Here is a 25,467-nt window from a genome sequence, read left to right as displayed (position 1 = left end):
GGGCCGGGGCACCCGTGCGGTGCCCCGGCCCCGTACCGCGTGAAGCCCGCGCCTCAGCGGAGGCGCCTCGGCGTCACTTCTTGGGGAGCCACTTCTCCCAGGTGGACTTGTTCGCCTTGATCCACTTCTCGGCCGCGTCCTCCGGCTTCATCTTCTTGCCGGCGATGTCACCCGCGACCTCGTTCTGGTCCTTGGTGGTCCACTTGAAGTTCTTGATGAACTTCGCGGCGTCGCTGTTGCTCTTCGCGAAGTCCGCGTTGAGGAACTTCTCCAACTGGTTCGTCTCGTAGCCGCACTTCGCCTTCGCAGCCGGCTCCTCGCAGCCAGGCGTGTGCTTCGGCAGTTCGACCTCGACCATGTCGATCTTGTTGTTCATCCACTGCGGCTCCCACCAGTAGGTGAGGAACGGCTTCTTGGCCTCGTAGAGCCGCTGGATCTCCTTCAGCTGTGCCGCCTCGGCACCGCTGGGGATGTGCTTGTAGTCGAGGTCGAAGTTCTTGATCAGTTCCTTGTCGTGCTGCGAGTACGACGGGGCGGCACCGATGAAGTGTCCCTTGTCGCCGCTCTCGGACGTACGGAAGTCCTTGGCGTACTTGTTGAGGTTCTTGTAGTCCGTGACGTCCGGATTCTTGTCCGCGTAGTACTTCGGCACGAACCAGCCGATGTGCCCGACGACGCCGAGGTCGCCGCCGGAGACGACGGTCTTCTTCTCGTCGACGTACTTCTTCTCCTTCTTCGGTACGCCGTGCCAGTCCTCGAGGATCGCGTCGGCCTTGCCGCTGTCGAGCGCGTCGAAGGCGACGGGCTCGTCCATCTGCTTGGCCTCGACCTTGACGTCGAGCTCGTCCTCCATGAGCTTCTTCACGACCGCGGCGTTGGCCTGAGCGCCCACCCAGGAAGGTTCGGCGAGGACGACTTTGTCGTCCGTGCCTCCGCCGCTGTTGGTCTCGGCGGCGCCGCACGCGCTGAGGGAGAGCGCACCGAGAATGCCGATTCCGGCGACGACCGTCTTGCGTATCTGCTTGTTCTTCATGTCTTGACCTGTTTTCTCTTCTCGGGGTGGGTTCCGTCGGGGGTGGGGGGTGCGTTGTGTGGGTGCCTAGTCACGGGGGCGCTCTCCCGCGGGCTGCGTGATCCGGTCGAGCATGATGCCGAGGCAGACGATGGCGATGCCCGCGGGCAGGCCCTGGGAGAGGTCGCCCTTGGAGAGGCCCTGCACGACGTCGTAGCCGAGCGCGCCGCCGCCGATCAGACCGGCGATGACGACCATCGACAGCACCAGCACGACACCCTGGTTGACGCCGACCAGCAGCGACTTGCGAGCCAGCGGGAGCTGGACGCCCAGGAGTTGCTGCCTGCTGGTGGCGCCGAGCGAACGGGACGCCTCCATCGCCGCGGGGTCGACGTAACGCAACCCCTGCGCCGTGATGCGGATGACGGCCGGACAGGCGTAGATGACCGCCGCGATGATGCCCGCGCTGCGGCTGAGGCCGACGAGAGCGATCACCGGGATCAGATACACGAACTGCGGCATCGTCTGCATCGTGTCGAGCACCGGACGCAGCATCCGCTCCACGCGTTCGACCCGCGCCGTGAGGATGCCGAGGACGATGCCGATGACCATGGTCAGCACCAGACCGCCGATGACCTGCGAGAAGGTGTCCATCGACTTCTCCCAGAGGCCCATCATTCCGATCAGGCCGAGGCAGATCACACCGGTCAGCGCGGCCCGCCAGGTGCCGACGATCCAGCCGATGACGCCGACCAGCAGCGCCAGGGCCCACCACGGTGTGGTCTCCAGCCCCGAGCGCAGGGGGTTGAGCACGTAGACGGTGAAGCCCTTGGCCCAGACGACCGTTCCGCCCAGCACGGGGATGCCGGAACCGATCGTCTCGGTCAGCCAGTCGACGGCGCTCTGCAGCGGACGCGTGACGTCCACCGTCCACACGTCCGGCCACTCTCGCTCGCCGATGGAGGAGCCGACGGCGGAGAAGACACCGATCAGGGCGAGCACCAGACCCCATACGGCCATCCGGATCCGCGCCATGAGGCGGGTCGCGCCCACCGTCACGGTGGCGTCCAGCCGCTCCCCGGCCGCCGCGGTCGTACGGTCCAGCAGCACCGCGATGAGCACGACGGCGACGCCCGCGGTGAGCGCGGTGCCGACGTCGAGGCTCCCGAGCGCCTGGTAGATCTCGTCACCCAGCCCCTCGGAACCGATGAGGGAGGCGAGGACGACCATGGACAGGCACATCATGATGGCCTGATTGAGCCCCAGCATCATCTGCTTGCGCGCAAGCGGCAGCCGCGCTGTCCACAGCCGCTGCCAGTGGCTCGCTCCGAGTGAGGCCGACGCCTCCAGCGCGGCCGGGTCGGCGCTGCGCAGCCCGAGGGAGGTGAGGCGGGCCATCGGCGGAGCCGCGTAGATGACGGTCGCGATCAGCGCGGACGGCACGCCCACGCCGAACATCAGCAGCAACGGCAGCAGATATGCGAAGGCGGGCATGACCTGCATGGTGTCGAAGACCGGACGGAGGATCTTCTCGAACCGGTCCGAGAGTCCCGCTCCGAGCCCGAGCAGCAGCCCCAGCACTGCGGCGGCGAAGACGGCCACCGTCATGAGGGCCAGCGTCTCCATCGTGGGTGCCCACATGTTCAGCACACCGCAGGCGATGAAGACCCCGAGCGTCGTGCCACCGGTGCGCAGGGCGCGGCGGGAGAGGTCGGAGCCTCCAGCCGCCCATCCGACCAGCGTGCCGACGACGGTGACGCCGATCCAGCCCATCGCGTCGAAGAGGCTGATGATGGCGTCCACCGAGGATTCGGCGGAGTTGCTGATGTGCAGCAGGAAGTAGAGGAAGATCGGGCTCTTCTCGCGGTTGTCGACCAGCCAGCCGTCCAGGTCGTTCAGCGGCGTCCTGATGTCGATCGTCCAGCCCTGCGGCCAGACCCCGGAGCCGCCGACCGCCGCGCTGACGACGACGACCAGGACGGCGACGAGCACCGCGAGCACCTTGGGACTGCGGGCGAGCACTGCCAGGCCGCTCGGAGGGGCCTGCTGCTCGGGCCGCCCGTCCGGCTGCCGCGGCGAGGGGGCGTCGGATGTCTTCTGCTCGCCCTGCTCGGGAATGGTGGGGGTGCTCATGCCGGCCTCACCTTCCCCGGGTCGACCCCGAAGCGGCCCTGCCGTGCGGCGGGCGCTGCGAAGCGGATGCTCATACGGCGGCCACCTCCTTGTCCTTGCCCGGGTCGCCCTCTCCGTCGTCGTCGCCGTCGATACCGGCGACCACGTTGAGCAGGCAGGCATGGTCGATGACGCCTATCGTCCGGCCGTCGTCCACGACGCGGAGGTTCTCGCCGCTGCGGGCGACGGCCTCGATCGCGTCGGAGACCAGCGTGTCCGGGGAGAGTTCCGCACCGTTGTCGCCGTCGGCCTTCTCGGCGGGGCGCATGGCGCGGCGCACGGATATGACCTGCTCGCGCGGGACGTCGCGGACGAAGTCGCGCACGTAGTCGTCGGCGGGGTTGGCGACGATCTCCTCGGGCGTGCCGAGCTGGACGATCTCGCCGTCGCGCATCAGCAGGATGCGGTCGCCCAGCCGCAGCGCCTCGGACAGGTCGTGCGTGATGAAGATCATCGTCCGGCCCTCCTCGCGGTGCAGCCGGATGACCTCCTCCTGCATGTCCCGGCGGATCAGCGGGTCGAGGGCGCTGAACGGCTCGTCGAAGAGCAGGACTTCGGGGTCGACGGCGAGCGCGCGGGCCAGCCCGACGCGCTGCTGCTGACCGCCGGAGAGCTGTACGGGACGGCGGTCGCCCAGGCCCTCCAGGCCGACCTTCTCCACCATCTCGGTGCCCTTGGCGCGGCGTTCCTGCTTGGACATCCCCTGGATCTCCAGGCCGTAGGCGACGTTGTCGGTCACCGTGCGGTGCGGCAGCAGGCCGAAGTTCTGGAAGACCATGGCGGTGCGGTGACGGCGCAGCTCGCGCAGGCGGTGCTTGTCCATCGCCCGTACGTCCTCGCCGTCCATCTCCAGCACGCCGGCGGTCGGTTCGATGAGGCGGGTGAGGCAGCGGACGAGCGTCGACTTGCCGGAGCCGGAGAGGCCCATGACGACGAAGACCTCGCCCTTGCGTACGTCGAAGGAGACGTCGCGGACGGCGGCGGTGCAGCCTGTGCGCTTGGTCAGTTCGGCGGCGGAGAGCCCGGCGAGTTCCTTGTCGCCGGGCACCCGATGTGCCTTGGGGCCGAAGACCTTCCACAGATTGCGGACGGAGAACACCGGAGTGGCCGGGGCGGACTCGTGGGTCTCGGACATCACGCAACACCTCCCGGTGCCGTAGTCGTATTCGCAGTCGGATCAGCAGTCGTGGCGGACGGGTCGGACCCGCCGGAGCGGTCGGAGCGGACGAGGTCGGCGGCCTTCTCGCCGACCATCAGCACGCCGATCATCGGGTTGACCGCGGGCATGGTGGGGAAGACGGAGGCGTCCGCGATGCGGATGCCCTGCAGGCCGCGGACCCTCAGCCGGGGGTCGACGACGGCGAGGGCGTCGTCTGCGGCGCCCATGCGGCAGGTACCGGCCGGGTGGTAGACGGTGTGGGCCACCTTGCGCGCGTACTCGCTGATGCCGGCGTCGGAGGTGACGTCCGGGCCGGGGCAGACCTCGCGCTTGATCCAGCCCGCGAAGGGCTCCGTTCGCGCGACCTGGCGGGCGGCCTTGATGCCGTCGACGAGCGTACGGCCGTCGTAGTCGTCCTCGTCCGTGAAGTACCGGAAGTCCAGGGCCGGTTTGACGGACGGATCGGACGAGGTGAGGTAAAGGCGCCCGCGGCTGCGGGGCTTGGGAATGTTGGGCGTCAACGACACGCCGTGCGGGGGCTGTTCGTAGCCGAGCCGCTCGGGATTGTCGGTGAAAGGGATCTGGTAGAAGTGGAACATCAGGTCGGGTCCGGCCGACTCCGGGTCACGGCGCAGGAAGAGCCCTGCGTCGGAGTCCATCGCGGAGTTGTCGGGGATGGGCCCGTCCGTCTCCCAGACGATCACCGACTCGGGGTGGTCGAGCAGGTTCTCCCCCACACCCGGCAGGTCGTGTGCGACGGGGAGGCCGAGCGCCTCCAGGTCCCCCTTGGGCCCGATGCCGGAGTGCATCAGCAGCCTCGGGGTGTCCACAGCACCCGCGCAGACGAGCACTTCGTGCTCCGCCCGGATCAGCCGCTCGGCGCCGTCCTTGCCGCGTACGTGCACGCCGGTCGCCTTGCTGCCCTCCAGCTGGAGCCGGAACGCCCAGGTCTCCAGCAGGATGTCGAGGTTCGGGCGGTCACCGGCCTCGATGTGGGGGTGCAGGTAGGCGACGGAGGCGGAGGAGCGCTTGTTGCTCTCCGGGTGGTAGGAGAGGTCGAAGAAGCCGACGCCCTCGTGGAACGGCCGCTTGTTGAAGCCCTCGACCTCGGGGACGTCCAGCGCCTCCTTGGCGGCCGCGATGAAGTCGCGGGCGATGTCGTTGCGGTCCTGCTCACCGACCGGCACGACGTTGTTGCGCAGCTTGCCGAAGTACGGGTCCATCGCGGCGGCGCCCCAGCCCTTGGCACCTCCGGCCTCCCACTCGTCCCAGTCGGACGGCAGCGGCTTGAAGGAGATCAGGGTGTTGTGGGACGAGCAGCCGCCGAGCACCTTCGCGCGGCTGTGCCGGATGTGGGAGTTGCCGCGGGGCTGCTCGGTCGTGGGGTAGTCGTAGTCGAGCTCACCGCCGAGCAGACCGAGCCAGCGGCGCAGCGTGAGCACCTCGGGACGGTCGATGTCCGACGGTCCGCCCTCGATGAGGGCGACGGTGACGTCCGGGTCCTCGGTGAGCCGTGAGGCGATCACCGACCCGGCCGTACCGCCGCCGACTATGACGTAGTCGTAGCTGGATATGTCGTGGCTGGACATTTCCGTGTTGTGCTCCTTGTGTTCACGTGTCGCGGGGGGAGGGGTCGACGAGGGCATGGTCAAGTGCTCCGTCAGCCGGAGAACCAGCGGACCGGTGCGGGACGCAGGTTCTCGTACACGTGCTTGGTCTCGCGGTACTCGGCCAGCCCGTGCGGCCCCAGCTCACGGCCCACGCCGGACTTGCCGAAACCACCCCACTCCGCCTGCGGCAGATAGGGGTGGAAGTCGTTGATCCACACGGTGCCGTGCCGCAGACGGGCCGCGACGCGCCGGGCGCGAGCGGTGTCCGCGGAGAAGACGCCACCGGCGAGGCCGTACTCGGTGTCGTTCGCCAGCGCCACCGCTTCGTCCTCGGTCCGGAAGGTCTCGACGGTGAGGATAGGCCCGAAGGTCTCCTCCCGGATCACCTTCATGCGCCGGTGACAGTTGTCGAGGACCGTGGGCGAGTAGAAGTAGCCGTCGGCGGGACGCACGTCGGAGGGCTCGGGCCGCTCGCCGCCGCTGCGCAGCACCGCTCCCTCGTCCAGCGCGGATGCGACGTACGCCTCGGTCTTCGCCAGCTGCTGCGCGGAGACCAGCGGCCCGCACTCGACGCCCTCCTCGGTGCCGCGGCCCAGCCGGATGCGCTGGGCGCGGGCGGCGACCTCGGTGACGAAGCGCTCGCGCACCGATTCCTCGACGATGAGGCGGGCGCCGGCGGAGCAGACCTGGCCACTGTGGATGAAGGCGGCGTTGAGGGCCTGGTCGACGGCCGTGTCGAAGCCCTCCTCCGTGGCGCAGGCGTCGGCGAAGACGACGTTCGGGTTCTTGCCGCCCAGCTCCAGGGCCACCTTCTTCACGCCGGGGGCGGCGGCCTGGGCGACCTTCGTACCGGAGACGAGGCCGCCCGTGAAGGAGACCAGATCCACGTCGGGGTGCTCGGACAGGCGGGCGCCCACGGGGTCGCCGGCGCCCGTCACCAGGTTCGCGACGCCGGCGGGCAGGCCGGCCTCGGCGAGGAGCTTCACCAGGTGGACGGTGGTCATGGGAGTGATCTCACTGGGCTTGATCACGAAGGTGTTTCCGGCGGCCAGTGCCGGTGCGACCTTCCAACTCGCCTGCAGCAGCGGGTAGTTCCACGGCGTGATCATGGCGCAGACGCCGACGGGTTCGTGGACGACGACGCTGTGCACGTCCGGGTCGCCGGCGTCCACGACGCGTCCGCCGGACTCCCCGGTGACGAGGTCGGCGAAGTAGCGGAAGGCCGCGGTGACGTCGTCGACGTCTACGCGGCCCTCTTCCCAGGTCTTCCCCGCGTCCCGCGACTCCGTGAGGCCGATCTCCTCGCGGTCCCGCTGGAGCAGGTCCGCGACTCTCCGCAGCAGCGCGGCGCGCTCGGCCACCGGGGTACGGGGCCACTCGCCCTCGTCGAAGGCGCGGCGCGCGGCGGCGACGGCTGCATCGGTGTCCTCAAGACCGCCCTCGGCGACGACGGCGAGCGTGGTGGCGTCGGCGGGATCGAGAATCTCCCGTGTCCCGCCGGACTGCGCCACGCGCCAGTTGCCGTCGATGTGAATGCTTTCGATTTCGGACACCTTCTGTACTGCCTTCCGAGCTGTAATGACGCATCGTGTCACGAAAAAATCACATCGCGATCACGGTGAAATAAGGCCATGCGCTGGTCACATGACAAGAGCGAACCCTGCCCCGTCCTGGCGTTTGCATGTCCGTCCGGCACGGATAAGTGGGGTTCCTCACTGGCCGAAGTGCGACGGGGGGAGCGAAGGGCCTGATTGGCGCCGTGTGCGGACGTTCATAACGATTTGAGCGTGACGGCCTGGCCGGATCTGCCGCCTTGCGAACCGGGCGGTATTGACGGCCGCGATCACGGCGATCAAGGCCGTGCCCTGCTCGCCGTTCGTATCGTTGGACAATGCGGCTGCAGGCGTGGAACGGCGCGGCAGCGGGGAGGAGCACAGGGTCATGACCATCGCACTGACCGACAGGACCGAGATGGCCGAGCACGAGGTGCCGAGCTTGGACGACCTGTTCGAGCGGCTGGAGCGGATGCCCGTCCCCGAGGGCTACAAGACCGAGATCGTCGAGGGGACCGTCTTCATGTCGCCGCAACGGGACACGCACTGGGAAATCATCGCGGCTCTCTACGATCAGCTGCGTACCAGGTATCCCAGGAACCGGATCAAGTCGGACGTGCGCTTCGACTTCCCCGGACATCTGAACGGCTTCGCTCCCGACGTGGTGGCTCTCGCCGAGGACGCCGAGAAGAACGAGAGGGGCCGCTGGCGACACGAGGATGTGGAATGTGTCGCCGAGGTCATCTCGGAGGACACCGCCCCCAACGACTACGGCAAGAAAAAGCGGGCTTACGCCCTCGCCGACGTGCCCGTGTTTCTCATCGCCGACCCCTACGCCGGCGAGTGCCACCTCTTCACACAGCCCGAGAAGGGTGAATATCAGAGCGAGCTGACCGTCGCCTTCGGCAAGACGCTCGACCTGACCGGGACGGTCGTCGGGCTGAAGCTGGAGACGGGAGACTTCCCCAGGGACTGAGTTGCCGAGACCGTTCCCCCGCATCTGCTGTGCGGCGGCAGCGGCGTCGGGACCCCGCCGCTGGCCATGGCTCCCCTGCAGGCCGTGACGGTGCCTCTCAGAGCCCGTCGTCCCCGTCTCCGCCGCCGCTCGCGTCCCCGCAGTCCACTCCGGTCGGGCAGAAGTAGGTCAGCGCGGTGTCCAGCCGCTCCTTCTGCTCCTCCGAGGCGCTGTCGTCCTCCTGCCCGTACGCGACGACCGCGTACAGCTCGCCGTCCTCGGCCTCGAAGCGGTGGTCGATGACCCGCCTCGTCCCGCCGTGCTCAGCGGAGTCGTAGGTGTATTCGAGACGAGCGGCCGGGCCGTCGCCTCCGTCGAGACGGTCGAGGGAGTCGAGCTCGAAGCCCTCGTTCTTCTGGGCGTTCTCCTCCGCCAGCTCCAGCGACTCGTGCGGGTCGGAGTCCTCCACGAAGAAGACCTGGAGCTGACTCGCCCCGCCTGGCTTCTCGTAGAAGACGGCCTGCGCGCCGTCCCGGTCCTCCACGCGGCGCTGCCACCCCTCGGGAACGGCGATGCTGAACCCCTCCGGGTCCTCCGCGATCTCGTACCCCTTGGGCGGGGCCGCCTCATCCTGGCCGGCACGGTCGGCCGGCTCCTCGCCGTCGCCCGCCGGTGCGCTCCTGTCGGGCCGCGAGGTGGCCGCCGGGTCCGGCACCACCGCCGACGGCTGCGAACGGCCGTCGGGCGGCCCGGGCTCGTCCTTCCAGCCGAGCGCCCACGTGCCGAACGCGAGCCCGCACACCGCGAGCACGGCCAACACGCCCTTGGCCACGTGCCGCTGCTGCCGCGCGGACTCCGTGTGCTGCCGCGCGTGCAACGCCTCGGCGTCGTCGTCGACCCAGCGCTGCCGGTCGGCGTCGAAGCGGATCACCGGCTCTCACCCCTCACGTCTCTCACCCCAGCACCTGAGCGGCGGCCTGTACGACCGCGGTGGCCGACGCGAGCATCCCGACCGCACTCGCACCCGCCTGAAGCCGGTCGCGGAGCGGGGCGAGACGGCCCGCACCGGCCCGTCCGGTGCGGGTGATCTCGCCCTCGATCTCGCCCAGTTCACCGTCGACGGCGGCGGTCTCGTCGGTGGCCGCCAGGACGCGCATGTCCGCGCGCAGCGCCCGCACCGCCTCCAGGAGCGCCAGCGTCGCCGCGTCGGTCTGCGGCGGCGGAGCGGTGTGGCTGTACGAAACCGCCCGGCCGTGCGCGCCGGTGGCGATCGCGCCGCCCGACATGCTGCCGATGTTCACCGGCCCTCCCCCGCCGCCGGACTCGCGGGGGCCGCCGCCCGGCTGCACGCCCGGCTCCGCCTGCGGTCCCGGCCCCGGGTCCTGCCCGGGCTCCGGCTGCGCACCGCCGGAGCGGTCCTCGCCCCGCGACATCATGCCGGGCTCCTCTCCACGTGCTGCGCCTGACCGTGCTCGCCGGTGGCCACGGCGCCGCCGCTCATGTCCTCGATGTAGACACCGCCGTCGCGTACGTTCACGATCTGCTGCTCGAAGCGGTCCGTGCGGAAGCCGCGCTGCTCCAGCGCGTCCCGCACACCGCCGGCGATCCTGTCCTGGACGGTCTTGATGTAGCGGCTGACGTCCATCTCCTGGAACAGCGACAGTTCGTTCGCACTCGCCAGCTCCCTGATGGAGACCAGCGGCGCGTCCGGTGCGGCGTACTCCGGAGAGCTGAGCCAGACGCGGAGGACGGAGAGCAGCGTGCGGGCCGTGGCTATCCCGGCCGCGGCGGTGGCCGCCGGTGCCGTGAGGAAGGCGAGCACACCTTCCCGGGACGATCCGGCCGCATGGCGTTCGACGATCGAGTCGACCTCCCTGAACTCCTCGGCGACCGGCCCCAGTACGTGGGGCACGACCTCCAGGACCAGCATCCCGCCCTGCGTGTGGACGCGGACGAGCAGCGAGACGACCACCTGCTCCTGCCAGGAGCCGATCCGGACGCGGAGGAAGTGCCGCCGGGCCTCCCCGCCGTCGTCGGCCGCCTCCAGGAGGTGCTGCTGCACGCTGTCCGCCTCGTAGACACCGCTGTCGCGGCGCACGCCGGACGGCAGGTAGACGAACTCCTCGATCTCCAGGCCGCGCAGGCTGTCGCGGCTGGTGCGCGCCGTCGCCTCGCGCAGCGCCACGAGCCGGGGTGTGATCATGTCGAGTACGTGACGGCTGGAGAGGTGGTTCGCCGGGGGGTGCTGGGCGTGCGCGTTCCCGAGCGGGTGCGCATGCGGGTGCGGGTGCTGCGGATACTCGTCGGGCGTCTCCATCTGCGGCGTACCGCCGGGATGCGGAGGCTGCATCGGATTGATCTGCCCCGACGGCATCGGCAGCGGCGGCATCTCCGGCTGCTGCGACTCTGCGTGCTGCAGCTCCGTGTGCTCCAATTCCGCAAGCTGCGCCTGCACTTGAGGGGCTCCCGCCGCCGCGGCTCCGTGCACCGCCTGCGGCGGCACGCCGCCCGCCGGTTCGAAGGGAGGCGCGTCCTTCCTGCGGCGGAGCTCCAGCGCGAAGGACCAGGGCTTGTGCGGGACGCCGGCACCGACGAACGGACGGTTCGCGTCGTACAGCGTCGCCGGGGCGTGCTGTTCGAGGTCGATGGCCTCGCCGATGCGCCGGTAGCGCTCCGCGTGGGGGAGTTCGGGCTGCTGGGCCGTGGCGAAGTTCTCGCGGCTGAGCTGCTCCCGCAGTACGGAGGTCACCCTGATCCGGTGCAGCCAGACCACGGCGACCATCAGCAACGGGAAGATCACCGGGTATGGGTTGTCGCGGATGCCGGCGACGGCCGCGATCCAGTAGACCGCGGCGAGCGCGCGGGCGGCGTAGGTGACGGCCGTGCCCAGCCTGCGCCGTATCGCGGAACGCAGCGATCTGCGCGGGGTCCTGGATCCCGCGTAGAGCAGCGTCTCGCGCCCGGAGATCGCGCGGCCGGCCCACAGGGCGAGGACGACACCGGCGTAGAAGAGGACCCAGGCGGTGGGCTGGTCCGTCATCGACGAGAACGCGCCGTCGCCCAGGAACAGGGCCAGGGAGAGGAGTTCGTCGAGCGAGAGGTCGAAGTTGCCGCCGAACTGGTCGTCCAGGGTGTCCCACGCCAGGAGTACGGAGACGAGGAAGAAGCCGGTCCACACCGCCAGCAGCGCGACCGCCGTGCGGACCTCCTGCCGCCGCGCCTGCAGCGCGTGTGCGAGCACGGGACGCAGGTCGACACCCAGCGAAGGCGGGACGGGCCGCTCGGCGTGACCGACCAGCTCATCGATGACGCGCTGACGGAATCCGGCATTCAACCGCGCACCGGCGCACAGCAGACGTGTCGCCTCACTGTGAGCATGCGTGCGCATTGAGTAACTCATGAGTAGCCCCGGTTTCCCCAAGGTCCGTTCAGGGATTTGACCTTGAACATACCCGAGGAGCGGCGCCCCGACCACGGCAGGAAAACCCCTGTGGATAACGCTTCGGGAACGCCGCGGAGTCATCGTCCCGAGTGCGCGGAAAGGGCGAACAGGCGAACGGGCCCGTACCGAGCCGGGAGGCGAACTCCCGGACCGTACGGGCCCGTTCGACGCATTGTGCGTTCCGAGGCGACGGCGGCAAGGGCGACGCGACTGCCGCCGTTCCGCCGCAGGCGTCAGAGCAGACCGAGGCCGCGGACCGCTTCGCGCTCCTCCGACAGCTCCTGGACGGACGCGTCGATGCGGGGGCGCGAGAACTCGTTGATCTCCAGCCCCTGGACGATCTTGTACGTACCGCCGTCGCAGGTGACGGGGAAGGACGAGATGAGGCCCTCGGGGACGCCGTAGGAGCCGTCCGAGGGGATGCCCATCGACGTCCAGTCGCCGGCAGGCGTGCCGTTGACCCACGTGTGGACGTGGTCGACGGCGGCGTTGGCGGCGGACGCGGCCGAAGAGGCCCCGCGGGCCTCGATGATGGCGGCGCCGCGCTTGGCGACGGTCGGGATGAACTCCTCGGCCAGCCACTTCTCGTCGTTCACGGTCTCGGCCGCGTTCTTGCCCGCGACCTCGGCGTTGAAGATGTCCGGGTACTGGGTGGCCGAGTGGTTGCCCCAGATCGTCAGCTTCTTGATGTCGGAGACCTGCGAGCCGGTCTTCTTCGCGAGCTGCGTGAGCGCACGGTTGTGGTCGAGGCGCGTCATCGCGGTGAACCGCTCCGCGGGCACGTCCGGGGCGGCCGCCCGGGCGATGAGGGCGTTGGTGTTCGCGGGGTTGCCGACGACGAGGATCTTCACGTCGTCCGCCGCGTGGTCGTTGACGGCCTTGCCCTGCGGCTTGAAGATGCCGCCGTTGGCCTCCAGCAGGTCGCCGCGCTCCATGCCCTTGGTGCGCGGGCGCGCGCCGACGAGGAGCCCCACGTTGGTGCCGTCGAAGGCGACGTTCGGGTCGTCGGTGATGTCGATGCCCTGCAGCAGCGGGAAGGCGCAGTCGTCGAGCTCCATCGCGGTGCCCTCGGCCGCCTTCAGCGCAGGGGTGATCTCCAGCAGCCGCAGCCTGACGGGCACGTCTGCACCCAGCAACTGGCCGGAGGCGATACGGAAGAGCAGCGCGTAGCCGATCTGGCCGGCCGCTCCGGTGACGGTGACATTGACAGGGGTGCGGGTCATGGCGGTCTCCGTAGTACCTGGCGGTGGCAGTCCTGGCGGGTTCCTTCCCTGGGGCACCTCCAGGGGGACCCCAGGAGGAGAAGCCGGAAGGAACGCGCCCTGCCCTGTGCGGAGGTCTCTGGATGTCTCTCCATGTCAAGAGACCCCGCGCCAGGTTATCCGACGCCGCATACGCGTCGGCAGCCGCCCGCGCAAGGAGGGATGACGCGTGCGGCTGCCGACGCGGCCAGCCCGTGGGGGGTTGCTGAGAAGGCGCATTCCCGGGATCGGCCGAGCCATGCATGCGCATTCATCCGAACACCAATGAATTTCGGACAGCTTCAGCATCGTCAACGTCACCTGAAAGGAGACGAGTTGAGGCTGGCGCAGAGCCTCTCCCGGCTATCGCCGGGTGACCCCGAGCTGCGGCGTCTCCGCGGGAGTCGCCGGCCCCGGTGCGCCGGCCGTCTCCCCGGGAGTCCCAGCGCCGGCCGTCTGCCCGGTGTCCGCCTGTCCGGCGGCACCGGCCTCCGTGCAGCCCGTCGTGCCCGCCACGAGGGTGGCGCAGGCGCGCGCCTCCGTCGCGGAGCCGACGGCGACCATCTCCGTGTACGCGTCGTTCGTCGCGTCGACCTTGTCGCTCTCCGCCTGGCCGTCGGCACTGATCTTCAGGCTGTCGCCCTGCGCCGCACCCGTTATGCGGCCCCACGCGGCCTTGCAGACGCTGCTGTAGCGCACCTCGACCATGCTCGGCCCGACGAACGCGGACGTGCTGCTCTTGACGTTCTGCCCGCCGCAGCCCATCTTCTCCGGGTCCTTGCCCGAGCACTCCTCGCCCTGGCACTTCACTCCGGCAGGGAGGTTACGGGCCGAGGCCGTCGCCGAAGGCGTCGGCGAGGCGGAGGAGTTGTCCGCCCCGCCCGGCAGCCCGAAGACCAGCACCCCCACGCCCAGGACCCCGAACACGGACACGGCGCCCATGAGCAGCGCCGTGACCCGGCGGCTGCGCGAGGAACGGCCGGCGCCGTCCGGGCCTCCGGGGCCGCCGGGGACGTCCGTGGCGCCTGCGCCGCCTGAACTCGCCGTGGCAGCCGGCCTGTTGCCCGGGTACGCGGGCAGTCCCGACTCCGGACGAGGCGGCTCCGTACGCCCCGGCCCGGCCTTCCCGCCGTCGGCACCGGGCGCACCCGGACCGCGGCGCCCGCCACCTGCGGCGCCCGCGGCGCCCCATGAGGAGACGTCGACGCGCTGCGCGGGTACACCGGCCGTCGCCGGACTCCGGCCCGCAGGGCCACCCTGGGAACGGCCGCCCTTGCCGCCGTCGCCGCCCTTGCCGGGGAGCGGGCGGGCACGGAGCACGGCCGTCTCGTCGTCCATGCGCGGCCGGTTCGTCTCGGCCGGTGCGGCGGGCGCGGACGCGGCGCTGTTGCGGAGGCCCGGCATGGAGGCGGCGGAGGGCGGTGCGAGGAAGCCGGCGCCGGAGCCCTGCCGTTGCAGCATCTCGGCGGAGACGACGGCGTGTTCCCCCGTCTTCTCCTTCCACTCCTCTTCCTTTACGGCGGGCTCGGCGCCGCTCGCCTCCGCGCTCTGCGCGCGTGCCTTCTCCTGGTCGCGGTTCCGGTCCCGGTTCTTGTTCCTGACCTTGTCCTTGTTACGGCCCCACTTGCGGCCCTTGGCAGGCTCGTCGTCCCAGAACTCCCCGAGCGCCTCACGCGCCTGGGCGACGCGGATGGCCTCCATCGTCTGGTCGTGCCGCATCTCGTCGCGGCTCCACGCCCGTTCGGCCAACTCCCACATCGTCTCGAGATGCCGGATGTCGATCCCGGTGACGTCCCCGAGCGCGTGCGCGGCACCGCGCGGCGGCAGCAGCCGTCCGTTCAGGTACCTCTCCCAGGACGACTTGCTGTAGCCCGTACGGTCCGCGATGGTCGCGACGCTCATTCCGCTGCGGTCGACCAGCCGTCGCAGCTGGCTGGTGAACTCCCGGATCTGTGGGTCCAGTTCCTCCGGTAGCGGCCTCCACCGAGGCATGTGCCTCCCCCTAGTCCCCCGACTTCGTCGACAATTCCCGCGCCAGATCGTCACCTAGTCTGCCACTCCGTCCGCCTGCTGCATCCATGACTGCGGCCCGCACTTCCACGAGGAAGCACGGGCCGTCTTCACACTTCACAGCACGTGTCGGGGTGTGCGCACTGGGGTGCCCGGACGGGCGCGCACGGCACGCGGGAACCCTGCCCGGGGACGGCGTCAGCCGCTCTCCCTGCCGACGACGGCGTGCACGATGTCCTCCAGGACCGGAAGGTTCAGCCAGGGATCGGGCTGGGCCATCATCGCCAGCAGAATGATCGACAGGCCGAGCGCGCCGTACGTCACCATGTCCGTGAAGGCGGACCGCACGGCCAGCATCCCCACGGACGGCATCACCCAGCGCATCACGGCACCGGCGAGCAGCGACAGGCCGATGATCAGCGTCCCGGCGCGGAACTCCCCGACCGTCACCAGCAGTCCCGTCAGCACTCCGCAGCAGACCGACAGGAGCGGCCACTGCCGGTACGGCGCCGCGTGCCCGGCGCCCATCGCCCGTTGTCCGCCCTCCGGCCGCGCGGTGTCGCGCGTGACGGACGGGAAGCGGCGCGAGGTTCCTCCCACAGGCATCACGGTCACTCCCCCGCGGCGCGCTCGGCGGCCTCGACGACGTTGACGAGGAGCTGCGCACGGGTCATCGGGCCGACACCGCCCGGGTTCGGCGAGATCCACGCCGCAACCTCGGCCACACCGGGGTGCACGTCCCCGACGATCTTGCCGTGCTCGTCACGGCTCACGCCCACGTCGAGGACGGCGGCGCCCGGCCGTACGTCCTCGGGCTTGATCAGGTGGGGCACCCCCGCCGCCGCCACGATCACGTCGGCCTGCTTGAGCAGCGCGGGCAGATCACGCGTGCCGGTGTGGCACTGCGTCACCGTGGCGTTCTCGCTGCGCCGCGTCAGCATCAGCGGAATCGAACGGCCCACCGTGATGCCGCGGCCCACCACGACGACATGTGCGCCGTTCAGCTCGACGCCGTGCTCACGCAGCAGCGCGATGATGCCCCGTGGTGTGCACGGGAGGGGGCCGGGCTCGTTCAGCACGAGGCGGCCCAGGCTGGTGGGGTGCAGCCCGTCCGCGTCCTTGTCGGGGTCCATCAGCGACAGGACGCGGTTGGTGTCGATGCCCCTGGGCAGCGGCAGCTGGACGATGTAGCCGGTGCAGGCCGGGTCGTCGTTCAGCTCACGTACGACGACCTCGATCTCCTCCTGGGTGGCGGTGCCGGGCAGCTCCCGCCGGATCGACCGCACGCCGATCTGCTCGCTGTCGCGGTGCTTGCCGGCGACGTACTTCTGGCTGCCGACGTCGTCACCGACGAGCAGGGTGCCGAGGCCGGGTGTGATGCCCCGCGCTCGCAGGGCGTCGACACGCGCCTTCAGACCGGTCTTGATCGCTGCTGCCGTGGCCTTGCCATCGAGAATCTGGGCCGTCATGTCTCCCATACTCGCGGATACGGAGGCCGGGCCGAAATCCGTATCGCTCCGCAGGACGGAACGGCGCAGGACGCGCGGCCGGAGTGCGCTCGGACGGCGGCCGCCCGCCGGAACGGACGCGGGAGCGGTACCGGTACCGGCACCGGCACCGGCACCGGCACCGGCACCGGCACCGGTCGAAACGACCGCCGGGACGGCGGGGATTGGGGCTTCGCGTTTCGGATTCGCCACATTCGAGGGGTCCGGCTGGACATCGTCACCTCGGGGCGACGAACATGAGCCGTTGGCACCGCGCCCGTACGAAGAAGGGCCGACGGCACGGGGCCGCACCATCGGGGGAGGCACAACGTGCAAAACGCACACCTCACGCAGTCCACTCACGGCATCTGCGGGGGCGGAACTGTCGTTCCCCCGAGCACTTCGGCCCATTCCGTCCCCTGTCGAACGCTCGGAGGAAGGTACTCGTGAGCTACCCACCACCCCCTGGCCAGGACCCGAACAACCCCTACGCGCAGCCGCCGCCCCAGCAGGCGTACGGCTACCCGCAGCAGGGTCAGGGCGGCCAGCCCGGATACGGCTACCCGCAGCAGGCGCAGGCCGGCTTCCAGCAGCCCGTGCAGGGCGGCTACCCGCAGCAGCCCGGCTTCACCTACCCGAACGCCCCGCAGACGATGCCCGGCACGGTGAACGCCGTCCGGATCATCATGTTCATCATGGGCGGGCTCGGAATCATCGGCGCCATCGCCAACTTCTACAACGCCTCACAGGTGGACGACACCTACGGCTCGGAGTTCGCGAGCGTCGGCTCCGGCATCCTGATAGCCGGTGGCGTGATCGGGCTGCTCTTCAGCGCGGCCGCGATCTTCCTGGCCTCGCAGTTCAGCAACGGCGGCAACGCCATCCGCATCTGCTGCATCGTCTACGGATCGCTGATGGCCGTCGGTGGGCTCTTCGCCCTCATCGTCATCGTCGGCATCATCCCGCTCGCGCTCGGCATCCTGATCATCGTCTTCATGGCGAAGCAGGACGGCTCGCAGTGGTTCAACCGCCCGCGGTACTGAACACGCAGGCGCCACACAGGCGACGAGGGCCGTGCTCACCGCGACGTTCCGCGGCGCACGGCCCTCGCGCGTTCGGGGAACCGTCAGGGAGTCAGTCCGGAGAGCGGTTCAGATGCTCACGGAGCGGGCGTAGTTGACCTGCTGCATGATGTGGTGCACGGCCATCGGGTCGTACACCGGGATCATCGTCGAGTGGAACTTCCCGCCACTGTTCACGGTCACCTGTACGTGGCCTGCGGTGTTCCGCTCCTTCATCAGCAGGAAGAGCAGCCCGAGGAAGCAGAAGACCAGGAAGACGACCGCGAGCACGATCGCGTGCGTCGGTATCTTCTCCTCCGTCCGGCTCATGTCCGTGACCGTCCAAGTGGCGCCGCTCAGCGGCATCTTGCCGGCGGGCGTGATGATGCCGTCCTCCGTCACCGTGATGTCCCCGATGGTGACCAGCGGTTGTGCGTACCCCCCGTCGTGACCGTAGATCTCCGCAGGTCCGGTGCCGGACGGATATCCGTAGCCCCCGTGAGGACCGGGATATCCATATGCTGCCCCTCCACCCTGAGGGGGCATCGGTTCCGCCGGTCCGAACCCGCCCTGCTCTGGCGTCGATCCGTCTTTCATGACAAACGAGTATGTCGTACCGGCAGCGGGACGTCAGGGGCCCGGGCCCCACAGCAGTGCACATACCGAAATGAGGAAGCACCACGATGAGTCATCCGACCGAACCGCCCAACAACCCGTACGCCGGCAACCCGTACGCACAGCAGCCGCCGCCCCAGCAGCAGCATCAGCAGCCGTACGGATATCCCCAGACTCCGCAGCCCGGCTACGGCTTCCCGCAGCAGGCACCCGGCACGTACCAGCAGCCGGTGCCGAACGGTGCGATGGCGAGCAAGGTCAACGCGGTCCGCGTGATGATGTTCATCGCAGGCGGACTGCAGGGGCTCGTCTCCGTGTTCGGCATCGCGATGCTCGGGATCGCCGCGAACAGCCTGACCGAGATCGAGGACGTCACGGACGCCAAGATCGGGATCGGCATCGCCTACGTCTTCTGCGGCACCTTCCTGGTGCACGCCGTCATGGGGATCATGCTGGGCATCTGGTTCTCGAAGGGCGGCAGCGGAGTACGCGTCGGAGGCATCGTCTGGTCCTCCTTCCTCACCCTCTTCGGGCTCATCGCGTTCCCGTTCGGAATCATCTGGCTGGGGCTCGGTGTCACCTGCATAGTGCTGCTGGCGCAGTCCGGCGCCTGGTTCGACAGGCCGCGGTACTGAACCCCGGCCGCGGCAGGAGTGGGCATGCCGCCGGTGGTGACCGGCGGCTGCGCACAGTCACGCGGACGCGATCAGGCCGGGCAGGGCGACCTGTGGACGCGGAGGCCGTCAGGGGATTCAGCGGAATCAGTGGAAGAAGTGCCGCGTGCCGGTCAGGTACATCGTGACGCCCGCCGCCTTCGCCGCCTCCGTCACGGCCTCGTCGCGCACCGAACCGCCGGGCTGCGCCACGGCCTTGATGCCGGCGCGTGCCAGCACCTCCAGCCCGTCCGGGAACGGGAAGAAGGCGTCGGAGGCGGCGTAGGCACCCCTGGCACGCTCCTCGCCCGCGCGCTGCACCGCGAGCTTCGCCGCATCGACGCGGTTGACCTGGCCCATTCCGACACCGACGGTCGCGCCGTCCTTGGCGAGCAGGACGGCGTTGGACTTCACGGCGCGGCAGGCGCGCCAGGCGAAGGCCAGTTCGTCCAGTCCGGACGCGGAGAGGGCCTCGCCGGTCGCCAGCGTCCAGTTGGCGGGATCGTCGCCCGCCGCCTGGAGACGGTCCTTGACCTGCAGCAGCGCACCGCCCTCGATGGGCCTGAACTCCAGGTCCGCGGAGGGCTCTTCGGCGCAGCGCAGCACCCGGATGTTCTTCTTGCGTGAGAGCACCTCGACGGCGCCCTCCTCGTAGCCGGGCGCCACGACGACCTCGGTGAAGATCTCCGCGACCTGCTCGGCCATGGCCAGGGACACCGGGCGGTTGACCGCGATGACCCCGCCGAACGCGGAGAGCGAGTCGCACGCGTGCGCCTTGCGGTGTGCCTCGGCGACGTCCTGACCGACGGCGATGCCGCAGGGGTTGGCGTGTTTGATGATCGCGACGCAGGGACGGCTTCCGTGCTCGTGGGCGGCGCGGCGGGCGGCTTCGGTGTCGACGTAGTTGTTGTACGACATCTCCTTGCCGTGCAGCTGCTCCGCGCCGGGAAGGCCGGTGCCGCTGCCGTCGGTGTAGAGGGCCGCGGGCTGATGCGGGTTCTCGCCGTAGCGCAGCACGTTGCCGCGGGTGAGCGCGGCGCCTGCGAAGGCGGGGAGCGGGCTCACGGGCCTGGAATCGGCACCGGCACCGGCACCGGCAGCGGAACCGGTTTCCTCGGGTGCGTAGCCGGCGGCGAACCAGGCGGCCACGGCCACGTCGTAGGCCGCCGTGTGCTGGAACGCCTCGCCCGCGAGGCGCTTGCGCTCGGCGAGCGTGAATCCCGCGGGGCCTCCGGCCCCGGCGGTCGTCCCGCCGACGGCGCTGAGCACCTCGCCGTAGCGCTCCGGGTTGACGACCACCGCGACCGAGGGGTGGTTCTTGGCGGCGGCGCGCACCATGGACGGGCCACCGATGTCGATCTGTTCGACGCACTCGTCCGCAGTAGCGCCCGAGTCGACGGTCTCCCGGAACGGATAGAGGTTGACGACGACGAGGTCGAAAGGCTCGATGCCCAGCTCGTCGAGCTGCTCACGGTGCGAGGCGAGCCGCCGGTCGGCGAGGATGCCCGCGTGCACTCGGGGGTGGAGGGTCTTGACGCGGCCGTCGAGACACTCCGGGAAGCCGGTCAGCTCCTCCACCGCCGTGACCGGGACCCCCGCCGCGGCGATGCGCTTGGCCGTCGACCCCGTCGAGACGATCTGGACGCCCGCGGCGTGCAGACCCTGCGCCAGCGCGTCCAGACCCGTCTTGTCGTAGACGCTGACCAGCGCCCTGCGGACCGGCAGCTTCGTCTCCGGGTCCCCCATCCGGCTCCGGTCCTGGCTCCGGTCCTCGTCCTGGCTCCGGCTCTGGCCCTGGCTCATGCCACCCTCACCCATCCTGCAGCCGTACCTTTCGTCCCTCGATGCGATAGCCGTCGCGGGAGAGACGTCCCACGACGTCGACGAGCAGCCGTCGCTCGACTTCCTTGATCCGCTCGTGCAGAGCGGCGCCGCCGTCGGCGTCGTCCTCGTCCAGGACCTCCACCACGCCCTGCGCGATGATCGGCCCCGTGTCGACACCGTCGTCGACGAAGTGGACGGTGCACCCGGTCACCTTGGCCCCGTAGGCCAGGGCGTCGCGCACCCCGTCGGTGCCGGGAAAACTGGGAAGGAGCGCGGGGTGGGTGTTGACCACCCGGCCTCCGAAGCGGGCGAGGAACTCCTTGCCCACGATCTTCATGAAGCCCGCGGAGACGACGAGGTCCGGTTCGTACGCCGCGGTCGCCGCCGTCAGCGCCTCGTCCCACGCGTCCCGCGTGGCGTGGTCCCGGAGCCGGCAGACGAACGTGGGAAGCCCCGCGCGCTCGGCACGTGCCAGCCCTTCGGTCCCGCGGCGGTCGGCGCCGACGGCCACGATCCTCGCACCGTACGCCTCGGGCCCCTCGGCCTCGACCGCGTCGAGCAGGGCCTGCAGATTCGTACCGGAGCCGGAGACGAGGACCACGAGACGGGCCGGGTCCGTACGGGAGCGGGGGCTGAAGCCCGGGCCGGTGCCGGAAACGGAACCGGAACCGGTGCGGCTCGGGCTCTGGTGCGCAGCCACGGCGAAGCTCTCTCTCACGGGATTCCCCCGGCACGGCCGGTGCCGGACAAGGGAAGCAGCGGATTGTGTGGTCGTACGAACTCATGGACCGGCGGATTCCGGGGAACTCTACGAAGCGTCCGACCGTCGGCAACGATACCGGCCCCTCACCCGGCCCACTCGGGACGGGGGCGGCTGCGCCAGGTAGCGTCAGGAGGTACGGGCCCTCACGTACGCCCGTCACGGCACGGGCGCCTCCCGGCGCCGGAAGGGCCGGGAGCACCCGCGACAACACGACTCAGCAGGACGACAGGGCTAGGGGAAGACACACTCCACATGACCGACCGACGCCGCCGCCGTGCGGCCCCATCCGACGACGCCCCGCGCGAGGACAACCCCTTCGCGGCACCACCCGAGGGGCGGCCGGACCAGCCTTGGCAGCCGCGCCATGGAGCGGGCGGCCAGGGCGGGCCGGGGACGGACCAGGGTCAGGGCCCGGGGCAGGGGCACGGCAGCCCCGGCGGCACGAACGGCCCCGACGGCTCCGGCAACGGCAACGGCAACGGCGGCACCGGGGACGGTTCGGATTCCGGTTCCGGCTCCGACCGGGGCCGTGACCGCTCGGCGTGGGGCAGCCAGTGGAGCAGCAAGCAGCCCGGCCGGCAGAGCGGAGGCTTCGGCGGCAACGGCGGGAGCGGAGGCCCGGACGGCGGCAACGGAGCAGGCGGCCCCGGCGGGGGTCTCGCCCGGGGCATGCGCTGGGACCCGACCGACCCGTCACAGCGGCACGCGCGCTACTCCCTCCACACCGGGGTCTGGGCGCTGTTCTTCTCCCTCTTCAGCCTTCCCGAGGTCGCGCTGCTCCTCGGCGCCCTGTCCGTCTACTGGGGCATCAGCGCGCTTCGTGCCGGCAAGTCCTCATCCACGTCCGGGAATTCGGGCAAGCGCGGCAACTCCGGAGCGGCGGCGACCGCGGAGGACGTCGCGGGCACCGACCGTACGGCCGCGGGGCAGACGCAGAAGCCGGTGTCGCAGGTCCCCGTCGCGGTCAGCCCCGCGCAGGCGGCCAAGTCCCGTACGACGGCGGCGGTCAGCGGCCTGATCACGGCCTCGCTCGCGCTCGCCGTCGTCGCCGCGACGTTCACGTTCCAGCAGGTCTACAGCGAGTACTTCACATGCACGGAGGACGCGCTGACGCAGTCCTCCCGCGAGGACTGCAAGGACCTGCTGCCGAGCGAGCTGCGGCCACTGCTGGAGAACCGCTCCTCGGCGGCCGGCGATATGCAGGTGCGCTGACCCCGGCCGGCCGGGAGAACTCATCGCGGCGGGCCCTCGGCGTGCCCTCGGCCGTGTGCCGGTACGGACCGGCCCGGCGGGTCGCCCGGTCCCGCCGCCCGCGGATCAGTCCCGGCGCGGTTCGAAGTCCGGCATCAGACCGCCGGACGCGGTCTTCAGCGCCGTCCAGCGGGCCTGACGCGCCGCCGTCTCGTGCCAGTCGTCGTCGGGCCCGCGCTCCCGGAGCCGCCACGAGCGGACCGCGAGGGCGACGGGTGTCCCGGCCAGCAGCGCCCACGCGAACGCCGCCACACCGGTGAGCCACCAGCTCGGCCCGAGGGACGCCATGGCCCCGGTGCCGAGCGCGCCGCCGGAGAACGCCGCGAGCACCGAGACGACCGCTCCGCACTCGAACGCCACGAGCGCGACGACGCACACCGTCGCCTGCCGCCCGAACGCACCCTCTGCCCGGCCGGGCAGAGGCACGGCGGCACGCCCCACGTACCGGCCGACGGTCACTCCGGCGGCCAGCGGAACCATCCCCGCCACCGCACAGGCGAGCAGCCCGAATCCGCCGGCCCCCGAGGGCAGCGCCTCCAGCAGCGGAAACGGAGGCAGCCGCGTACTGCCGGCGCCCTCCGTCATCGGGCCGATCACCGGGCCCGCGCCGAGTGCGAAGCCGGGCCCGAGTCCGTAGGCCGCCGCCCACACCGCCGCGTTCGGCAGCAGGGCGACGACGAGAAGCAGCACGGCGAACTGGCCCGTCCAGGAACCGCCCGCGAGCCGGGGGAACGCGGCCTGCACACCGTCCAGGTGCCACAGCAGCGCCCCGAGCGTCACGAGCAGGCCGCCGCCGCACAGCACCGCCACGGCCGTCAGGGCGGTGCGCAGCGGACACAGCCGCCGGATGAGGACGCCCGCCTCACGCAGCCCGGGTGCGGGGAAGCGCATCCGCCGTCCCGCGTGATCGCCGGTCTGCGCCGTGTCGGCGGCGTTCGGTGAACAGGCGGACGGATCAAGCTCGTTGGGCGCCTCCTGCTGCGTACGTCCCCAGGCGGGCCACATCGCCGCCACCGCGACGCACAGGACGAAGAGCGGCATCCGCACCAACGCGCTGAGCACGTCGGCGCGTACGGGCCCGGCGGAGGCGAACAGCACCGTTACGGCGGCGGTCAGCAGGTAGCCGCCCGCCACGCAGCCGAGCGGAGTCAGCACCCCCGGCTGCTCTCCGGTCTCCTCGCCGGTCGCCTTCCCCGGCCCGGACTCGTCCCCCTCGTGTGCTCCGCCGCCGCCTTCGCCGTCCGCGGACAGCGCCTGCACGAACGCGCGGTACAGCAGCCACAGGGGGGCGATCACCAGCAGCAGCGGCGTCAGCGCGACCGGCGCGGGGACGCCGGAGAGCGTCTCGGTGCGTACGAGACCGCTGCCGTGCCCGAGCAGCCACAGATCGGCGGCGATGTGCAGGGCGCCTCCGGCCCCGCTGTCCGGGTAGGGCGAGATGATCCACAGGAGCAGGACGAGGACGGTGAAGGCGCCGAGCCCGAGCCCCGCAGCGAGCACTCCTTCGAGGAACCAGGCGGCCCTCGACGGGAGCGGCCGTGAGACGTCCGGGCCGTACGAGGACAACGTCGGGCTGCGATGCGTCACTTGGCTCACATCGACATGCTGTCAACAACACACGTTCTGTCCTGGTAACAAGCTTGTTGTCGATGTGTCGCCCAATATGTCCGCATGCACTTTGTCAGACAAAGCGAATGCAGCGGCCCACCGTCAGGGCACGAGGGCCGGAGAACGCCATGAGCGGGCAGCGGACACAACCCGCCGCCGGCGGTGCGGAGGCGGCCGTCGGTGCGGAGGCGGCCGTCGCGTTCGACCGGCTGCACGAGCGTCATGCCGCCGCCCTCGTACGCCAGACGTTCCTGCTCTGTGGTGGCCGCGGGCCGGCCCGGCGTTCCGTCGCGCACGCCTTCCGTCTCGCCTGGCGCCGCTGGCCGCAGGTCGCCGTCGACCCCGATCCGGCGGGGTGGGTGCGGGCGGCCGCACATCGCCACGCGCTCGCTCCCTGGCGCCACTTCCGACTCGTGCATCTCCCGCGCCGCGTACGGGCGATGCGTCATGTGCCGCCCGGCGACCGTGCGCTGCTGGACGCGCTGCTGTGCCTCCCGCGCCCCTACCGTGCGGCGCTGCTGCTGCACGACGGCCTGGGCCTGAGCCTCGGCGACACGGCCGCGGAAGTGGAGGCCGGCACCGCCGCGGTCTCGGGGCGGCTGCGCCACGCGCGTGCGGCGCTGGCCGAACTGGCGCCCGAGCTGCGTGACGTACCGGCGGAGGAGCTGCCGCACGTGACGGCGCTGCTCGTACGGCAGTTGGCGGCGCCGCAGCCTGCTCCGCTGCCCCCGGGAAGGCGCGTACGGCGGAGCAGTGAGGCCCGGACCTGGTGCGCGGCTCTCGCCGGGCCCGTTGCCGCCGCCGCCCTGGCCGCGGCGGCCGTCGCGCTCGTCGTCCCCGACGGGCAGCGGAACGTGCCTTCGCTGCCGGTGCCCAAGCAGCCGTACTCGACGCTCGCCCCGGAACGGCAGCCGGGGCGTCTGCGGCCGATGGTTCACGACGGAGCGCTTCCCGCGCGGCCGGACGGGGAGAACGACGGGCCCGCTCCCCGGCGGCATGCCCAGGGAACGGGCCCGTTCGTCGTACGAGCGTGAGAGCTCGCGGAGTTGTG

At 70.7% G+C, this 25,467-nt stretch carries 21 protein-coding genes; 5 read left to right on the top strand and 16 right to left on the bottom strand.

Going from position 1 to position 25,467, the window contains the following annotated elements:
* Positions 1-73: 73 nt before the first annotated feature.
* The 5 genes from AN215_RS22365 to AN215_RS22345 all read right to left on the bottom strand — a co-directional run bounded on the left by AN215_RS22365 (position 74) and on the right by AN215_RS22345 (position 7,506).
* A complete protein-coding gene (locus AN215_RS22365; RefSeq protein ID WP_070011496.1) occupies positions 74-1,033 on the bottom strand; it encodes an ABC transporter substrate-binding protein in 960 nt (319 codons plus the stop codon).
* Positions 1,034-1,099: 66 nt separating this feature from the next.
* Entirely contained in the window at positions 1,100-3,145 is a 2,046-nt protein-coding gene (locus AN215_RS22360) for an ABC transporter permease (protein ID WP_070011497.1), read from the bottom strand.
* A gap of 70 nt (positions 3,146-3,215) precedes the next feature.
* Entirely contained in the window at positions 3,216-4,319 is a 1,104-nt protein-coding gene (locus AN215_RS22355; protein ID WP_070011498.1) for a quaternary amine ABC transporter ATP-binding protein, read from the bottom strand.
* Positions 4,319-5,932, bottom strand: a complete 1,614-nt coding sequence (locus tag AN215_RS22350; protein WP_070011499.1) for a GMC family oxidoreductase — start codon at positions 5,930-5,932, stop codon at positions 4,319-4,321. Before AN215_RS22350 ends, AN215_RS22355 begins: the two co-directional genes overlap by 1 nt.
* A gap of 71 nt (positions 5,933-6,003) precedes the next feature.
* Positions 6,004-7,506, bottom strand: coding sequence for an aldehyde dehydrogenase family protein (locus AN215_RS22345; protein WP_070011500.1), 1,503 nt, complete (start codon positions 7,504-7,506; stop codon positions 6,004-6,006).
* 388 nt (positions 7,507-7,894) lie between these two features.
* Here AN215_RS22345 and AN215_RS22340 point away from each other — a divergent pair, with 388 nt between their 5' ends.
* The gene (locus AN215_RS22340) at positions 7,895-8,482 is read left to right on the top strand and encodes a Uma2 family endonuclease (RefSeq protein ID WP_070011570.1); all 588 of its coding nucleotides are present in this window, start codon (positions 7,895-7,897) and stop codon (positions 8,480-8,482) included.
* Positions 8,483-8,579: 97 nt separating this feature from the next.
* On the opposite strand, the gene AN215_RS22335 is transcribed toward AN215_RS22340, so the two are convergent.
* The 7 genes from AN215_RS22335 to AN215_RS22305 all read right to left on the bottom strand — a co-directional run bounded on the left by AN215_RS22335 (position 8,580) and on the right by AN215_RS22305 (position 16,623).
* Positions 8,580-9,392, bottom strand: a complete 813-nt coding sequence (locus AN215_RS22335) for a hypothetical protein (RefSeq protein ID WP_070011501.1) — start codon at positions 9,390-9,392, stop codon at positions 8,580-8,582.
* A gap of 22 nt (positions 9,393-9,414) precedes the next feature.
* The gene (locus AN215_RS22330; protein WP_139140775.1) at positions 9,415-9,897 is read right to left on the bottom strand and encodes a hypothetical protein; all 483 of its coding nucleotides are present in this window, start codon (positions 9,895-9,897) and stop codon (positions 9,415-9,417) included.
* Positions 9,894-11,849, bottom strand: a complete 1,956-nt coding sequence (locus tag AN215_RS22325; protein ID WP_070011502.1) for a hypothetical protein — start codon at positions 11,847-11,849, stop codon at positions 9,894-9,896. Before AN215_RS22325 ends, AN215_RS22330 begins: the two co-directional genes overlap by 4 nt.
* Before the next feature lie 287 nt (positions 11,850-12,136).
* Positions 12,137-13,126, bottom strand: a complete 990-nt coding sequence (locus AN215_RS22320) for a malate dehydrogenase (RefSeq protein ID WP_070011503.1) — start codon at positions 13,124-13,126, stop codon at positions 12,137-12,139.
* A 381-nt stretch (positions 13,127-13,507) separates the two neighbouring features.
* A complete protein-coding gene (locus tag AN215_RS22315) occupies positions 13,508-15,136 on the bottom strand; it encodes a helix-turn-helix domain-containing protein (protein ID WP_070011505.1) in 1,629 nt (542 codons plus the stop codon).
* 216 nt (positions 15,137-15,352) lie between these two features.
* Positions 15,353-15,760, bottom strand: a complete 408-nt coding sequence (locus AN215_RS22310) for a DUF3017 domain-containing protein (RefSeq protein ID WP_070011572.1) — start codon at positions 15,758-15,760, stop codon at positions 15,353-15,355.
* Between the two features lie 5 nt (positions 15,761-15,765).
* The gene (locus AN215_RS22305) at positions 15,766-16,623 is read right to left on the bottom strand and encodes a bifunctional methylenetetrahydrofolate dehydrogenase/methenyltetrahydrofolate cyclohydrolase (RefSeq protein ID WP_070011573.1); all 858 of its coding nucleotides are present in this window, start codon (positions 16,621-16,623) and stop codon (positions 15,766-15,768) included.
* A 464-nt stretch (positions 16,624-17,087) separates the two neighbouring features.
* On the opposite strand from AN215_RS22305, the gene AN215_RS22300 reads away from it, so the two are divergent.
* Positions 17,088-17,684 carry a hypothetical protein gene (locus tag AN215_RS22300; protein ID WP_070011506.1) on the top strand — a complete coding sequence of 199 codons (597 nt, stop codon included), beginning with the start codon at positions 17,088-17,090 and terminating at the stop codon, positions 17,682-17,684.
* Positions 17,685-17,792: 108 nt separating this feature from the next.
* Here the strand turns inward: AN215_RS22300 and AN215_RS29375 are convergent, their stop codons facing one another.
* Entirely contained in the window at positions 17,793-18,104 is a 312-nt protein-coding gene (locus AN215_RS29375) for a hypothetical protein (RefSeq protein ID WP_070011507.1), read from the bottom strand.
* A gap of 281 nt (positions 18,105-18,385) precedes the next feature.
* Between AN215_RS29375 and AN215_RS22290 the strand changes: the two genes are divergently transcribed.
* Positions 18,386-18,952 carry a hypothetical protein gene (locus tag AN215_RS22290; RefSeq protein WP_070011508.1) on the top strand — a complete coding sequence of 189 codons (567 nt, stop codon included), beginning with the start codon at positions 18,386-18,388 and terminating at the stop codon, positions 18,950-18,952.
* A 126-nt stretch (positions 18,953-19,078) separates the two neighbouring features.
* Here AN215_RS22290 and purH read toward each other — a convergent pair whose 3' ends face one another.
* Complete coding sequence (gene purH, locus AN215_RS22285; protein WP_070011574.1) at positions 19,079-20,716, bottom strand: bifunctional phosphoribosylaminoimidazolecarboxamide formyltransferase/IMP cyclohydrolase; 1,638 nt, start codon at positions 20,714-20,716, stop codon at positions 19,079-19,081.
* 64 nt (positions 20,717-20,780) lie between these two features.
* Entirely contained in the window at positions 20,781-21,395 is a 615-nt protein-coding gene (purN, locus tag AN215_RS22280; RefSeq protein WP_070011575.1) for a phosphoribosylglycinamide formyltransferase, read from the bottom strand.
* 414 nt (positions 21,396-21,809) lie between these two features.
* On the opposite strand from purN, the gene AN215_RS22275 reads away from it, so the two are divergent.
* Positions 21,810-22,769: a hypothetical protein gene (locus tag AN215_RS22275; RefSeq protein WP_070011509.1), complete on the top strand. Its 960-nt coding sequence runs from the start codon at positions 21,810-21,812 to the stop codon at positions 22,767-22,769.
* A gap of 105 nt (positions 22,770-22,874) precedes the next feature.
* On the opposite strand, the gene AN215_RS22270 is transcribed toward AN215_RS22275, so the two are convergent.
* Positions 22,875-24,395, bottom strand: a complete 1,521-nt coding sequence (locus AN215_RS22270) for a cell division protein PerM (RefSeq protein ID WP_245694644.1) — start codon at positions 24,393-24,395, stop codon at positions 22,875-22,877.
* A 149-nt stretch (positions 24,396-24,544) separates the two neighbouring features.
* Here AN215_RS22270 and AN215_RS30125 point away from each other — a divergent pair, with 149 nt between their 5' ends.
* Complete coding sequence (locus AN215_RS30125) at positions 24,545-25,450, top strand: sigma factor-like helix-turn-helix DNA-binding protein (protein WP_070011511.1); 906 nt, start codon at positions 24,545-24,547, stop codon at positions 25,448-25,450.
* Positions 25,451-25,467: the final 17 nt, after the last annotated feature.

The organism is Streptomyces abyssalis, from assembly GCF_001751365.1.
Classification (GTDB): Bacteria; Actinomycetota; Actinomycetes; order Streptomycetales; family Streptomycetaceae; genus Streptomyces; species Streptomyces abyssalis.
Note: the sequence above shows the minus strand (reverse complement) of the source record. Positions and strands in the feature narration are given on the sequence as shown.

Excerpts from the sequence above, each read along its gene's own strand:
- AN215_RS22365 (WP_070011496.1), bottom strand. The coding sequence starts at position 1,033 with ATGAAGAACAAGCAGATACGCAAGACGGTCGTCGCCGGAATCGGCATT.
- AN215_RS22360 (WP_070011497.1), bottom strand. The coding sequence starts at position 3,145 with ATGAGCACCCCCACCATTCCCGAGCAGGGCGAGCAGAAGACATCCGAC.
- AN215_RS22355 (WP_070011498.1), bottom strand. The coding sequence starts at position 4,319 with ATGTCCGAGACCCACGAGTCCGCCCCGGCCACTCCGGTGTTCTCCGTC.
- AN215_RS22350 (WP_070011499.1), bottom strand. The coding sequence starts at position 5,932 with ATGTCCAGCCACGACATATCCAGCTACGACTACGTCATAGTCGGCGGC.
- AN215_RS22340 (WP_070011570.1), top strand. The coding sequence starts at position 7,895 with ATGACCATCGCACTGACCGACAGGACCGAGATGGCCGAGCACGAGGTG.
- AN215_RS22330 (WP_139140775.1), bottom strand. The coding sequence starts at position 9,897 with ATGATGTCGCGGGGCGAGGACCGCTCCGGCGGTGCGCAGCCGGAGCCC.
- AN215_RS22325 (WP_070011502.1), bottom strand. The coding sequence starts at position 11,849 with ATGCGCACGCATGCTCACAGTGAGGCGACACGTCTGCTGTGCGCCGGT.
- AN215_RS22320 (WP_070011503.1), bottom strand. The coding sequence starts at position 13,126 with ATGACCCGCACCCCTGTCAATGTCACCGTCACCGGAGCGGCCGGCCAG.
- AN215_RS22315 (WP_070011505.1), bottom strand. The coding sequence starts at position 15,136 with ATGCCTCGGTGGAGGCCGCTACCGGAGGAACTGGACCCACAGATCCGG.
- AN215_RS22310 (WP_070011572.1), bottom strand. The coding sequence starts at position 15,760 with ATGCCTGTGGGAGGAACCTCGCGCCGCTTCCCGTCCGTCACGCGCGAC.
- AN215_RS22305 (WP_070011573.1), bottom strand. The coding sequence starts at position 16,623 with ATGACGGCCCAGATTCTCGATGGCAAGGCCACGGCAGCAGCGATCAAG.
- AN215_RS22290 (WP_070011508.1), top strand. The coding sequence starts at position 18,386 with ATGAGTCATCCGACCGAACCGCCCAACAACCCGTACGCCGGCAACCCG.
- purH (WP_070011574.1), bottom strand. The coding sequence starts at position 20,716 with ATGGGGGACCCGGAGACGAAGCTGCCGGTCCGCAGGGCGCTGGTCAGC.
- AN215_RS22275 (WP_070011509.1), top strand. The coding sequence starts at position 21,810 with ATGACCGACCGACGCCGCCGCCGTGCGGCCCCATCCGACGACGCCCCG.
- AN215_RS30125 (WP_070011511.1), top strand. The coding sequence starts at position 24,545 with ATGAGCGGGCAGCGGACACAACCCGCCGCCGGCGGTGCGGAGGCGGCC.